Genomic DNA, 12,062 nt, shown 5'->3' on the forward strand with positions numbered 1-12,062 from the left:
GGCCTTTGTGATGGGCGAACGCATGTACCTGGCCGGGCTACGGCCGTGCCGCCGACGGGAGTTGGCAGATCTGTGTTTGACTTGTCTCTCTGTGGGCATGTCGACAAAACGCTGTAGTGACCTCACTGACCGCGGTATGCCAGGTGTACCCAGGTTGCAGGTGGTGCGACGATGGATGGTATGGGGGACAAGGCAACTCTGTTCGAGACAGGGCGTTCTGTGAAGTCCTCCGTTCAGGAGGAACCCCGCGACGCGGGGGAGGCCGCCGACGAGGCGGCGGAGGAGCTGCGCCGGCGGCTCGCCGCCGAGACCGGCGATGTGGAAGCGATGAGTGTCCTCGGCGCCATGATGCTGCGCCGCGGTGATCTCGACGGAGCCGAACCCCATCTGCGCGCCGCCACCGCCGCGGGCGACCGCGCCGCCGCCAACAACCTGGGCGTCCTGCTGCTCCAGCGGGGCTACGCCGACGAGGCCGCCGGCTGGTGGCGCATCGCCGCCGTCGCCGGCTCCACCGCGGCCGCCCACGCGCTGGGCCGCCACCACCGGGAGCGCGGGGACGAACCGGCCGCCGAGTACTGGCTGCGCCAGTCCGCCGAGCAGGGCCACACCCTGGGCGCGTACGCCCTCGCCGACCTGCTGGAACACCGCGGGGACACGGCGGGGGCCGAGCGCTGGATGCGGGCCGCCGCCGAACGGGGGCACCGGGAAGGGGCGTACCGGCTGGCCCGCGCGCTGGAGGGCAGGGCCGTACGGGAGAGCCACGACGACGGTACGGCGCTGGTCGGGGAGGCCGAGCAGTGGTACCGGCAGGCCGCCGCGCGCGGACACCGCCGGGCCGCGCTGCACCTCGGGACGATCCTGGAAAGACGCGGCGACCTCAAGGAGGCCGGCCGCTGGTATCTGACCTCCGCCAAGGACGGCGAGGCCCGTGCCGCCTGCGCCCTCGGCTTCCTGCTGCGCGACGCCGGGGACAGCGAGAGCGCCGCCGTGTGGTGGCTGCGGGCCGCCCAGGACGGCGACGGCAACGCCGCCAACGCGCTGGGCGCGCTGCACGCCGAGCGCGGCGAGACCCAGACCGCCGAGCGCTGGTACCGGGCCGCGATGGACGCGGGTGACATCAACGGCGCGTACAACCTCGGGCTGCTCTGCGCCGACCAGGGCCGGACCGGCCAGGCCGAGCAGTGGTACCGCCGGGCCGCGTACGCCGGCCACCGGGAGGCGGCGAACGCGCTGGCGATCCTGCTCCTGCGGGCCGGCGACGAGACCGGCGCGGAGCCGTGGTTCTCCAAGGCGGCGGAGACCGGCAGCGTGGACGCCGCCTTCAACCTCGGCATCCTGCACGCGGGCCGGGGGGAGGAGCGGTCCGCGCTGCGCTGGTACGAGCGGGCGGCGGCCGCCGGGCACATGGAGGCGGCGCTGCAGGTCGGCATGGCGCGGCTGCGGGAGGGTGAGGAGAGCGAGGCGGAGCGGTTCCTGAGGTGCGCGGCGGGGGGTGGCAGCGCGGAGGCCGCCTACCGGCTGGCGACGCTGCTGGACGCGCGTCGGCCGCCGGAGCCCGAGCATGAGCTGGGGGAGCCGGTGAACCGGCGCAGCGAGTGCGAGGAGTGGTACGAGCGGGCCGCCTCGCAGGGGCATCGCCGGGCGCAGGTGCGGGTGGGGATGCTCGCGGCGGCGCGGGGGGACGTGGTCGAGGCGGCGCGGTGGTACCGGGAGGCGGCGGAGGCGGGGTCGCGGAACGGGGCGTTCAATCTGGGGCTGCTGTTGGCTCGGGAGGGGAGTGAGCCGGAGGCGGCGGTGTGGTGGACGCGGGCGGCCGATGCGGGGCATGGGCGGGCGGCGTTGCGGCTTGCGCTGGTGTATGCGCGGCGGGGGGAGTTGGCGGAGGGGCAGCGGTGGGCCGAGCGGGCGGTGGGGCTGGGGCCGGTGGCTGTGGCCGAGCGGGCCACGCGGCTGCGGGACGCGTTGCGGGAGGAGCTGTCCGCGTGAGGCTGCGCGGGGTGGTGCGGGATCGTGAGGCTGCGCCGGGTGGTGCGGGGTGAGGTTGCGACGGCTGGGCGGGGGTGTTGCGCAGCCCGGCGATTGCGGGGTGCCGCTGCGCCCACCCGTGCCGCCCCAGCGGCACGATTGCCCGCAGTTACGCGGCGCGGGCAGCCGCAGTTGAGCGGCGCGGGCACCCGCAGTTACGAGGCGCGGGCACCCGCAGTGGCGCGGCGCGGGTAGCCGCACTGACGGGGCGGGTGTGCCCGCGGTTCATGGATTTGCTTCTGTCGGATGGGTTGACGTAGTGTTTCATTCATCGACGCGGGGTGGAGCAGCTCGGTAGCTCGCTGGGCTCATAACCCAGAGGTCGCAGGTTCAAATCCTGTCCCCGCTACTGAAGGCCGAGGGCCGGAATCCGAATGGATTCCGGCCCTCGGTCGTATCTGCGATCCCGGCACTCAGAGGCGCCGGGGCTTTCGGCTACGCGGACGCGCAGTTCGGGCAGACCCCGCGGTACGTCACCTCGACGTCGGAGACCGCGAAACCGAAACGCTCCGTGTCGGGCAGGTCCGCCAGCGGATTGCCGGTCGGATGGACATCGCGGATCGCGCCGCAGCGCGCACACACCAGGTGGTGGTGCGGACGGTGGGCGTTCGGGTCGTACCGCTTGGCCCGCTTGTCCGTGGCGACCTCGAGCACCTCACCCAGCGAGACCAGCTCGCCCAGGGTGTTGTAGACGGTCGCCCGGGAGATCTCGGGCAGCTTGACGACGGCCCTGGCGTGTACCTCGTCGGCCGTCAGGTGGACATGGTCGCCGTCGAGGACCTCGGCCACGACACGGCGCTGCGCGGTCATCCGCCATCCACGTCCACGGAGCCGTTCCAGAAGGTCACTCATAGGAACCAGCCTAACAGCAGGGGGATCGGAGTCCCGAACGGGTGTGACTTTGGAGCCTTACTTGACTTAGACATTGTCCATTGTAGGATCGGGATCGGCTTTGGCCAAGGAACAGGGTTGGTCGGAAATGACGCAGGAGGCGTACGTGACGCAGGGACCGCTTACGACGGAGGCCGGGGCTCCGGTTGCCGACAACCAGAACAGCGAGACCGCGGGCGTCGGTGGCCCGGTCCTCGTCCAGGACCAGCTCCTCCTGGAGAAGCTGGCCCATTTCAACCGTGAGCGCATCCCGGAGCGCGTGGTGCACGCCCGCGGCGCCGGCGCCTACGGAACCTTCACGGTGACCGCCGATGTCACGAAGTACACACGGGCCAAGTTCCTCTCCGAGGTCGGCAAGCAGACGGAGACCTTCCTGCGCTTCTCGACGGTGGCCGGCAACCTGGGAGCCCCGGACGCCGTGCGCGACCCGCGCGGTTTCGCGCTGAAGTTCTACACCGAGGAGGGCAACTACGACCTCGTCGGCAACAACACCCCGGTGTTCTTCATCCGGGACGCCATCAAGTTCCCCGACTTCATCCACACCCAGAAGCGCGACCCGTACACCGGCTCGCAGGAGGCGGACAACGTCTTCGACTTCTGGGGTCTGTCGCCCGAGTCCACGCACCAGGTGACCTGGCTGTTCGGCGACCGCGGCATTCCGGCGTCGTACCGCCACATGGACGGTTTCGGCTCGCACACCTACCAGTGGAACAACGAGGCGGGCGAGGCCTTCTGGGTCAAGTACCACTTCAAGACGGACCAGGGCATCAAGACCCTGACCGCCGAGGAGGCCGAGGTCCTCGCGGGCAAGGACCCCGACTCCCACCAGCGGGACCTGCGCGAGGCCATCGAGCGCGGCGACTTCCCGTCCTGGACCGTCTCCGTCCAGGTGATGCCGGCGGCCGAGGCGGCGACGTACCGGTTCAACCCGTTCGACCTGACCAAGGTCTGGCCGCACGCGGACTACCCGCTGATCGAGTTCGGCAAGCTGGAGCTCAACCGCAACCCGGAGAACATCTTCGCCGAGGTCGAGCAGTCCATCTTCAGCCCCGCCCACTTCGTGCCGGGCATCGGTCCCTCCCCGGACAAGATGCTCCAGGGCCGCCTCTTCGCGTACGGCGACGCCCACCGCTACCGCGTCGGCATCAACGCCGACCACCTGCCGGTGAACCGCCCGCACGCCACCGAGGCGCGCACCCACTCCCGTGACGGCTACCTGTACGACGGCCGCCACAAGGGCGCGAAGAACTACGAACCGAACAGCTTCGGCGGCCCGTTCCAGACGGACCGTTCGCCGTGGCAGCCCGTCGCGGTCACCGGGGTCACCGGCGAGACGGTCACTCCCGTGCACGCCGAGGACAACGACTTCGTGCAGGCCGGCAACCTCTACCGGCTGATGACGGAGGAGGAGAAGGAGCGCCTGGTGAACAACCTGGCGGGCGCCATCTCCGGGGTCACGCGTGAGGAGATCGCCGCCCGCGCGATCAACAACTTCCGTCAGGCGGACGAGGACTTCGGCAAGCGGCTGGAGGCCGCCGTCCAGGCTCTGCGAGGCTGACCCCAGCGCTGGACCGCTTGCCGGTGAACGGGCCGGACCCCCTGGGGGGTCCGGCCCGTTTCGCGTCAGGCCGGTACCTGCTGGGCCCGCTGGGGCGCCCAGCAGCGGATGATGTCGCGGACCGAGACGATGCCCGCGGGCTCGCCCCGGTCCAGGACGATCAGATGGCGGAAACCGCCGTGGGTCATGGCCGCGGCGGCCTCCTCCAGGGTCCAGGACGGGGCGGCGAACACGACGTCGGTGGTGGTGTGGGCGTGGGCGCGCTCGGCGTCGGGGTCCTGGCCGAGCCCCAGGGAGTTGAGGACGTCCCGTTCGGTGAGGATGCCGATGCCGGTCCCGTCGGGATCGAGGACCACGGCCGCGCCCACCCGGCGGGTGGACATGAGGGCGGCGGCCTGGCGGAGAGAGTGGGCGGGGCCGATGGTGAGGACCACGGTGCTCATGGCGTCACGGACGAGCATGGATGGAGCCACCTCCTACCGGAAACCGCGTGGTCACGGGCGCGGAAGCCCGCTCGTTCACGGTTTCACAAATTCACAAGTGGGGGGACTCCCAGAGTGGCAGGCAAAGCGGGGGTCAACAAGGGGGCGCGTGCGGCCGATCGGGGGCGCGCACGCTCACCCCGTGCCGCTCAGTAACGCTGGTTCAGGTACCCCAGCAGCTCGTCGTGCAGCAGCCCGTTCGACGCCGCCGCGTTGCCGCTGTGCGGTCCGGGACGGCCGTCGAGCCCGGTGAAGGCGCCCCCGGCCTCCGTGACGACGATCGCGGTGGCCGCCATGTCCCACAGCGACAGTTCGGGCTCGGCGCACATGTCGGCCGACCCCTCGGCGACCATCATGTACGGCCAGAAGTCGCCGTACGCGCGGGTGCGCCACACCTCGCGCGTGAGGTCGAGGAAGCCGTCGAGACGCCCCTGCTCCTCCCAGCCGCTGAGCGAGGAGTACGTGAAGGAGGCGTCGGACAGCTTGGAGACGCGCGAGACGTGCAGCCGGGAGGCCGAGGACAGACTGCGGCCGGCGAAGGCGCCGTGTCCCCGCGCGGCCCACCAGCGGCGGCTGAGGGCGGGCGCCGAGACCACGCCGACGACCGGCTGGAAGCCGCCCTCACCGGCCTCCATGAGGGAGATCAGCGTCGCCCACACGGGGACGCCCCGCACATAGTTCTTGGTGCCGTCGATCGGGTCGATCACCCAGCGCCGCGGCCCCGTGCCCTCGACGCCGTACTCCTCGCCCAGGACCGCGTCCCTCGGGCGGGCACGCTTGAGATGATTGCGGATCAGCTCCTCGGCGGCCTTGTCCGCCTCACTCACCGGCGTCATGTCCGGTTTGGTCTCCACCTTGAGGTCGAGAGCCTTGAACCGTTCCATCGTCGCGGCGTCGGCGGCGTCCGCGAGGACATGGGCGAGACGCAGGTCGTCGAGGTAGTCGGGCATGTGACGAACGGTATCTGCCGAGGTCGGTGCGGGGCCAGCGGGGGCGGGGCCCGAGAACCCTTGACAGTGCCCGGCGGCGCGTCAAATCTAACCGCAGGGTCGGCCGCTCGCCCCGAGGGAGGCGAAGATGCCTGCAGCGAGGGAATCTCTGCTGGACGCCGCCTGCACGGCACTGGCACGCCGCCCGTGGGCCGCGGTGCGGATGGTGGACGTGGCCGCCGCGGCCGGTGTCTCCCGCCAGACGCTGTACAACGAGTTCGGCAGCAAGGACGGGCTCGCCCGGGCCCTCGTACGCCGGGAGGCCGACGGCTATCTCGCCGGCGTCGACCGCGCCCTCACGAGTCACTCCGACCCGCGTGAGCGGCTGACCGCGGCCGCCGAGTGGATCACCGCCAGCGCCCGCGGCAACGCCCTGGTGCGCGCCCTGCTCACCGGCTTCTGGAGCGAGCACCTGCCCGCCCCCGGTCTCGCGGCCGTGGTGTCGGGCTCCGCCGTGCCGGCACAGCGCCGCGCCGACGGCCCGCTGCCCTCACCCGCCGACTTCGTCGCCCTCGTCCGGGACCGTGCCGTCACCGTCCTGGCAGGCACCGGCATCCCCGGGCAGGCGACCGCCGAACTGGCCCGGTCCTGTGAACTCGTGGTCCGCCTCGCCCTGTCCTGCGTCGCCGCGCCCCCGCCCGGCGACGGCGTCACCGACCTGGTGCGCGGCGCCCTGCACCGGCACACCGCCGTCCCGTAGCACTCCCTCAGTGCGCGGACCCCGACAGTTGCAGTCCGACCACGCCGACGATCACGAACGTGATCGACACGATCTTCAGCGTCGACACCAGGTCCCCGAGGAACACCATCCCGTAGATCGCCGTCCCCGCCGCGCCGATACCGGTCCACACCGCGTACGCGGGCCCCACGTCGAGCTTCTTCAGCGACATGGTCAGCAGCCCGAAGCTGCCCAGCGCGAACGCGCAGAACGCAACGGTCGGCCACAGCCGGGTGAAGCCGTGCGACAGCTTCAGACACACGGCGAAACCGGTCTCGAGAACCCCGGCCACCACGACCAGCAGCCACGCCATGTGTCGTCCTCCCGCATCGCCCAGTTCGGTGACCGCTTCGCCACGTTCGGGTCCGGCTCGGTGCGATTATGCACTTACCGTCCGCGGGCCATGACAAACAACCCGAAGGTCAGTCGCCCTCCGTGCGCTCCCGCGTCGCCAGCAGTCGCCGCAGCGAGTACAGCCGCGCCTGGTCCGCGTGGCCTTCGGCCACCCACGCGTCCAGCGCGCAGTCCGGCTCGTCGTGACTGCACGCGCGCGGACAGCCTTCCGTGCCCGGCTCCAGATCGGGAAAGGCGTGGATCACCCGGGACGGATCGACATGGGCGAGCCCGAACGACCGCACCCCCGGGGTGTCGATCACCCAGCCCTCCGCCCCCGCGAGGGGCAGCGCCAGCGCCGACGTCGTGGTGTGCCGGCCCCGGCCCGTCACCGCGTTGACATGGCCGGTCGTACGGCGTCGTTCCTCCGGCACCAGCGCGTTGACCAGTGTCGTCTTGCCGACCCCGGAGTGCCCCACGAACGCCGTGATCCGGCCGTCCAGCTGCTCCCGCACCCGGTCCGCCGCCTCGCCGCTCTCCAGCTCGGCACGGCTGGTCACGACGTACGGGATGTCGAGGTCGCCGTACAGCTCCAGCATCTTGTCCGGTGGCGCGAGGTCCGACTTGGTCAGCACCAGCAGCGGTTCGAGGCCGCCGTCGTACGCCGCGACCAGACAGCGGTCGATCAGCCGCGGACGGGGTTCGGGATCGGCGAGGGCGGTGACGACGGCGAGCTGGTCGGCGTTGGCGACGACGATCCGCTCGTAGGGGTCGTCGTCGTCCGCGGTACGGCGCAGGACCGACGCGCGCTCCCCGATCCGCACGATCCGCGCGAGCGTGTCCTTCTTCCCGGACAGGTCGCCCACGATCGCCACCCGGTCACCGACCACCGCCGCCTTGCGGCCCAGCTCACGGGCCTTCATCGCCATCACGGTCCGGTCGTCGACGAGGCAGGTCAGCCGGCCCCGGTCGACGGTGAGGACCAGGCCCTCGGCGGCGTCCTCGTGCTTGGGCCGGATGTGGGTGCGCGGCCGGTTGCCCTTGCGGTTGGGGCGGGAGCGGATGTCGTCCTCGTCGGTGTGCTTGCCGTAGCGGCGCATGGTGAACCCCTATGCCCCGAGCATCCCGGTCCACAGGTCGGGGAAGTCCGGCAGGGTCTTCGCCGTCGTCGCCACGTTCTCGATCTGCACGCCCTCGACCGCGAGGCCGAGGAGCGCGCCCGCGGTGGCCATCCGGTGGTCCTCGTAGGTGTGGAACACCCCGCCGTGCAGCCGGCGCGGGCGGATGTGCAGACCGTCGGCGGTCTCGGTGACGTCGCCGCCGAGCTCGTTGATCTCCTTGGTCAGCGCGGCCAGCCGGTCCGTCTCGTGCAGCCGCAGATGGGCCACGCCGCGCAGGGTGGACGGGGAGTCCGCGAGCGCCGCCACGGCCGCGATGCCGGGCGTCAGCTCGCCGACCTCGCCGAGGTCCACGTCGACGCCGTGGACCGAGCCGGAGCCGGTGAACACCAGACCGAACTCGGTCAGCTCGCAGGAGCCGCCCATCTCGGTGAAGATCTCCCGCAACCGGTCACCGGGCTGGGTCGTACGGGCCGGCCAGTCCGGGATCACGACCTTGCCGCCGGTCACCAGCGCCGCGGCCAGGAACGGCTGGGCGTTCGACAGATCCGGCTCGATGGTCAGGTCCCGGCCCAGCAGGGCGCCCGGCGTGACCCGCCAGACGTTCGGCTCGCCGCCCGACTCGGGTGTGTCCACCTGGGCGCCCACCGCGCGGAGCATGTCGACGGTCATCCGGATGTGCGGCAGCGACGGCAGCGTCGTGCCCGTGTGCCGTACCTCGACGCCCTGGTTGAAGCGCGGCGCGGACAGCAGCAGGGCGCTGACGAACTGGGAGGACGACGACGCGTCGACCTCCACGGTGCCGCCGTCCAGGGCGCCGCCGCCGTGCACCGTCATCGGCAGCGCGCCGCGGTCCTCGTCGTCGATCCGGGCACCCAGGTCCCGCAGCGCGTCGATGACGCCGTTCAGGGGACGCTCGTACGACCGCGGGTCACCGTCGAAGCGGACGGGGCCGTCGGCCAGCGTGGCGACCGGGGGCAGGAACCGCATCACCGTGCCGGCGTTGCCGACGTCGACGGTGGCCTGGCCACGCAGGCCCGTGGGGAGCACCCGCCAGGCCTCGCCGGTGCCGTCGGGGCCCACGCCCTCCTCGATCTCCACACCCATCGCACGCAGTGCGCCGGCCATCAGCAGCGTGTCGCGCGAGCGCAGCGGGCGGCGCAGCCAGCCCGGCTCGGAGGCGAGCGCGGCGAGGACGAGAGCGCGGTTGGTGACGGACTTCGACCCGGGCACGTGGACCGTCGCATCGACGGCTCCGCTCGCGTGCGGGGCGGGCCAGAGGGCGGTGTCTGCGGGGTTTCGGGCCATGGGGCCCACTCTATAAGGAGGGGGGTGTGCGGGCCCCGCTTGTCGGCCGCGGGTTCGTCGTGGCTGGTCGCGCCCGCGCGGCGGAGCCGCACAGCGACACAGCCCAGCGACCCTGGAGGGCTGCCCTCGTTGACAGAGTCCGTGTACCCCCTGCGGCCCCGTGAGCCGAGCACGGGGACACGACGTGCGACGAACAGACAAGGGCGTCGTGGACCGCTACAGGCCCAGGAGCCACCTGCCGCCACCCAGCAGCGAGCACAGCGACACCGCGTGGAACAGGAACAGCCACAGGCCCGGTGGGACGTGGGTCAGGCGGGAGAGCTGGTCCGCGTCCGAGTCGCCGGCGCCGCCGCTGGAGCGTTTGGCCTGGAGTTCGAAGGCCGGGCGTACGCCGCCGAGCAGCAGGAACCACACCACGGCGTACGCGAACGCCGCCTGCACCTGGGGGCCGGTCAGCCAGGACACCAGGACGAACGTGGCGCCCGTGACCAGCACCGACATCGCCCCGTACGCGTTGCGGATCATCACCAGCATCGCCACCAGCAGCCCCGTCGCCAGCCACAGCAGCAGGGTGATGCGCCCGGCGCCGAGCAGCGCGGCGCCGCCCAGACCCAGCAGCGGGGGAGCGGTGTAGCCGGACGCGGCCGTGAGGATCATGCCGATGCCGTGCGGTTTGCCGCGGCTGACGGTCAGGCCGCTGGTGTCGGAGTGCAGACGTATCCCCGTCAGCGTGCGCCCGGTGAGCAGCGCCACCAGTCCGTGCCCGCCCTCGTGGGCGATCGTGATCGCGTTCCGGGACAGCCGCCAGGGCCCCTGCGGTACGACGACGGCGGCCGCGGCGACCAGGGTGGCGACGACCACCCACATGTCCGGGTCGGGCTGGGTGCCGGAGACCTCGTCCCAGAGGGAGGCGAGTGAGGCGGACGCGGTACTGGCCATGCTTTCCATCTGTGTGCGGGTGCTCCCTCTGCGCGTACGGAGTCTGGCAGTGTTGCACGTATGTGCGGACGGTATGCGGCGAGTCGAAGGCCCGAGGATCTCGCGGGAATCTTTGAGATCGAGAAGTGGGAGCCGGAGGAGACCCTGGAGCCCGACTACAACGTGGCGCCGACCAAGGAGGTCTTCGCCGTACTCGACCGTGCCCTCAAAGACGTGACGGAACCGCGTCCGGTTCGGCAGCTGCGGAAGCTGAAGTGGGGCCTGGTCCCCTCCTGGTCCAAGACCCCCGAGGGCGCCGCCCGGATGATCAACGCCCGCGCGGAGACCGTCCACGAGAAGCCGTCGTACCGCCGTGCCTTCTCCTCCCGGCGCTGCATCCTGCCCGCCGACGGCTACTACGAGTGGGTCACCGGGCAGCAGGAGCGGGACCTGGAGGTCGAGGGGAAGAAGAAGCGGCCCCGCAAGCAGCCGTACTTCGTCACGCCCGCCGACGGCTCGGTGTTCGCGATGGCGGGACTGTACGAGTTCTGGCGGGACAAGACGCTGCCGGACGACCACCCCCGCGCCTGGTGGGTGACCTGCTCCGTCATCACCACCGAGGCCGAGACCGGCCCCCTCGCCGTGTCCCCGGCGGACGGCCCGCACGCCCTCGCCGAGATCCACCCGCGGATGCCGCTGATGCTCACCCCGGACCGCTGGGACGCCTGGCTGGACCCCGCCCGCACCGACGTCGACGAGCTGCGCGAACTGCTCGCCCCGCCGCCCACCGGCCTGATGCGCGCCTACCCGGTCGCCACGGCCGTCAGCAACGTCCGCAACAACGGACCGGAGCTGCTGAAGGAGCTGGAAGGGCCCGAAGAGGGCACACTCTTCTGACGTGACCCCCGACACCCCGGCCGTGACAGCCGCCACCGAGACCGTCGAGACGGACGCGGGCCCCGCCCGTGTCACCTGGCACCGCGCACCCGGCCGGGCCCGGCTCGTCCTCGCGGTGAGCCACGGCGCGGGCGGCGGCATCGACGCCCGGGACCTGAGGGCGCTCGCCGCCACGCTGCCCGCCCACGGAGTCACCGTCGCGCTGGTCGAACAGCCCTGGCGGGTGGCCGGCAGGAAGGTGGCCCCCGCGCCCAGGACCCTCGACGTCGGCTGGCGGGGCGTGTGGCCGGCACTGGCGAAGCCGGGCCTCCCGGTGATCGCGGGAGGACGCAGCGCCGGTGCCCGCGTCGCCTGCCGCACCGCCACGGAACTCGGCGCCCGTGCCGTCCTCGCCCTCAGCTTCCCCCTGCACCCGCCGGGCAGGCCGGAGAAGTCCCGCGCGGGCGAACTGCTCGGCGCCGGCGTGCCCACGCTCGTCGTCCAGGGCGGCAACGACCCCTTCGGCAGGCCGCGGGAATTCCCCGAGGGGCCCTACGAACTGGTCGAGGTGCCCCACGCGGACCACGGCCTCGCCGTCCCCAGACGGGCCGGCCTCACCCAGGACGAGGCCGTGGCGCTGGTCACGGACGCGGTCGTGGGGTGGGCCGGCCCACTCGGCTGAGGCGCCGGGAATGCCGGACCGGCTCCCGCTGTTGTGGCGGACGTATGTGCCGGTCAACGGCATCACCGTCGTAGGAGAGGAAGTCCGCCGCATGGGTTCGACCTTCTGCCCGAGTCGCAGTGCCCGCGCCACCTTGGACTGGACGGTGCTGCACGCGGCCAAGA

Annotated in this window: 12 protein-coding genes and 1 tRNA gene; 6 read left to right on the top strand and 7 right to left on the bottom strand. The window is 72.1% G+C overall.

Going from position 1 to position 12,062, the window contains the following annotated elements; genetic code table 11:
* Positions 1-171 precede the first annotated feature (171 nt).
* Both ACGFR9_RS06950 and ACGFR9_RS06955 read left to right on the top strand, forming a co-directional pair.
* Positions 172-1,986, top strand: a complete 1,815-nt coding sequence (locus ACGFR9_RS06950) for a tetratricopeptide repeat protein (protein ID WP_393203659.1) — start codon at positions 172-174, stop codon at positions 1,984-1,986.
* Between the two features lie 314 nt (positions 1,987-2,300).
* A tRNA-Met gene (locus tag ACGFR9_RS06955) sits at positions 2,301-2,374 on the top strand.
* 86 nt (positions 2,375-2,460) lie between these two features.
* Here the strand turns inward: ACGFR9_RS06955 and ACGFR9_RS06960 are convergent.
* A complete protein-coding gene (locus tag ACGFR9_RS06960; protein WP_393203661.1) occupies positions 2,461-2,877 on the bottom strand; it encodes a Fur family transcriptional regulator in 417 nt (138 codons plus the stop codon).
* A 145-nt stretch (positions 2,878-3,022) separates the two neighbouring features.
* Here ACGFR9_RS06960 and ACGFR9_RS06965 point away from each other — a divergent pair, with 145 nt between their 5' ends.
* The gene (locus tag ACGFR9_RS06965; protein WP_393203663.1) at positions 3,023-4,474 is read left to right on the top strand and encodes a catalase; all 1,452 of its coding nucleotides are present in this window, start codon (positions 3,023-3,025) and stop codon (positions 4,472-4,474) included.
* A gap of 65 nt (positions 4,475-4,539) precedes the next feature.
* Here ACGFR9_RS06965 and ACGFR9_RS06970 read toward each other — a convergent pair whose 3' ends face one another.
* Positions 4,540-4,935 carry a cyclic nucleotide-binding/CBS domain-containing protein gene (locus tag ACGFR9_RS06970; protein ID WP_393203665.1) on the bottom strand — a complete coding sequence of 132 codons (396 nt, stop codon included), beginning with the start codon at positions 4,933-4,935 and terminating at the stop codon, positions 4,540-4,542.
* 170 nt (positions 4,936-5,105) lie between these two features.
* Positions 5,106-5,906, bottom strand: coding sequence for a histidinol-phosphatase (gene hisN, locus ACGFR9_RS06975; protein ID WP_393203667.1), 801 nt, complete (start codon positions 5,904-5,906; stop codon positions 5,106-5,108).
* Positions 5,907-6,033: 127 nt separating this feature from the next.
* Between hisN and ACGFR9_RS06980 the strand changes: the two genes are divergently transcribed.
* The gene (locus tag ACGFR9_RS06980) at positions 6,034-6,645 is read left to right on the top strand and encodes a TetR/AcrR family transcriptional regulator (protein ID WP_393203669.1); all 612 of its coding nucleotides are present in this window, start codon (positions 6,034-6,036) and stop codon (positions 6,643-6,645) included.
* Between the two features lie 7 nt (positions 6,646-6,652).
* Here the strand turns inward: ACGFR9_RS06980 and ACGFR9_RS06985 are convergent, their stop codons facing one another.
* The 4 genes from ACGFR9_RS06985 to ACGFR9_RS07000 all read right to left on the bottom strand — a co-directional run bounded on the left by ACGFR9_RS06985 (position 6,653) and on the right by ACGFR9_RS07000 (position 10,361).
* The gene (locus tag ACGFR9_RS06985) at positions 6,653-6,976 is read right to left on the bottom strand and encodes a DMT family transporter (protein WP_393203671.1); all 324 of its coding nucleotides are present in this window, start codon (positions 6,974-6,976) and stop codon (positions 6,653-6,655) included.
* Between the two features lie 109 nt (positions 6,977-7,085).
* Complete coding sequence (gene rsgA, locus ACGFR9_RS06990; RefSeq protein WP_393203673.1) at positions 7,086-8,096, bottom strand: ribosome small subunit-dependent GTPase A; 1,011 nt, start codon at positions 8,094-8,096, stop codon at positions 7,086-7,088.
* A 9-nt stretch (positions 8,097-8,105) separates the two neighbouring features.
* Entirely contained in the window at positions 8,106-9,422 is a 1,317-nt protein-coding gene (gene aroA, locus ACGFR9_RS06995) for a 3-phosphoshikimate 1-carboxyvinyltransferase (RefSeq protein ID WP_393203675.1), read from the bottom strand.
* Positions 9,423-9,638: 216 nt separating this feature from the next.
* Complete coding sequence (locus ACGFR9_RS07000) at positions 9,639-10,361, bottom strand: M50 family metallopeptidase (protein WP_393203677.1); 723 nt, start codon at positions 10,359-10,361, stop codon at positions 9,639-9,641.
* A gap of 60 nt (positions 10,362-10,421) precedes the next feature.
* Here ACGFR9_RS07000 and ACGFR9_RS07005 point away from each other — a divergent pair, with 60 nt between their 5' ends.
* Both ACGFR9_RS07005 and ACGFR9_RS07010 read left to right on the top strand, forming a co-directional pair.
* Positions 10,422-11,237, top strand: coding sequence for an SOS response-associated peptidase (locus tag ACGFR9_RS07005; protein ID WP_393203679.1), 816 nt, complete (start codon positions 10,422-10,424; stop codon positions 11,235-11,237).
* Between the two features lies 1 nt (position 11,238).
* Complete coding sequence (locus ACGFR9_RS07010; RefSeq protein WP_393203681.1) at positions 11,239-11,898, top strand: alpha/beta family hydrolase; 660 nt, start codon at positions 11,239-11,241, stop codon at positions 11,896-11,898.
* The last annotated feature ends 164 nt before the right edge of the window (positions 11,899-12,062 follow it).

The sequence above is a fragment of the Streptomyces sp. NPDC048584 genome (assembly GCF_043199595.1).
In the GTDB taxonomy this organism is placed as follows: Bacteria; Actinomycetota; Actinomycetes; order Streptomycetales; family Streptomycetaceae; genus Streptomyces; species Streptomyces edwardsiae.

Excerpts from the sequence above, each read along its gene's own strand:
- aroA (WP_393203675.1), bottom strand. The coding sequence starts at position 9,422 with ATGGCCCGAAACCCCGCAGACACCGCCCTCTGGCCCGCCCCGCACGCG.
- ACGFR9_RS06985 (WP_393203671.1), bottom strand. The coding sequence starts at position 6,976 with ATGGCGTGGCTGCTGGTCGTGGTGGCCGGGGTTCTCGAGACCGGTTTC.
- ACGFR9_RS07000 (WP_393203677.1), bottom strand. The coding sequence starts at position 10,361 with ATGGCCAGTACCGCGTCCGCCTCACTCGCCTCCCTCTGGGACGAGGTC.
- hisN (WP_393203667.1), bottom strand. The coding sequence starts at position 5,906 with ATGCCCGACTACCTCGACGACCTGCGTCTCGCCCATGTCCTCGCGGAC.
- ACGFR9_RS06950 (WP_393203659.1), top strand. The coding sequence starts at position 172 with ATGGATGGTATGGGGGACAAGGCAACTCTGTTCGAGACAGGGCGTTCT.
- ACGFR9_RS07005 (WP_393203679.1), top strand. The coding sequence starts at position 10,422 with ATGTGCGGACGGTATGCGGCGAGTCGAAGGCCCGAGGATCTCGCGGGA.
- rsgA (WP_393203673.1), bottom strand. The coding sequence starts at position 8,096 with ATGCGCCGCTACGGCAAGCACACCGACGAGGACGACATCCGCTCCCGC.
- ACGFR9_RS06970 (WP_393203665.1), bottom strand. The coding sequence starts at position 4,935 with ATGCTCGTCCGTGACGCCATGAGCACCGTGGTCCTCACCATCGGCCCC.
- ACGFR9_RS06960 (WP_393203661.1), bottom strand. The coding sequence starts at position 2,877 with ATGAGTGACCTTCTGGAACGGCTCCGTGGACGTGGATGGCGGATGACC.
- ACGFR9_RS06980 (WP_393203669.1), top strand. The coding sequence starts at position 6,034 with ATGCCTGCAGCGAGGGAATCTCTGCTGGACGCCGCCTGCACGGCACTG.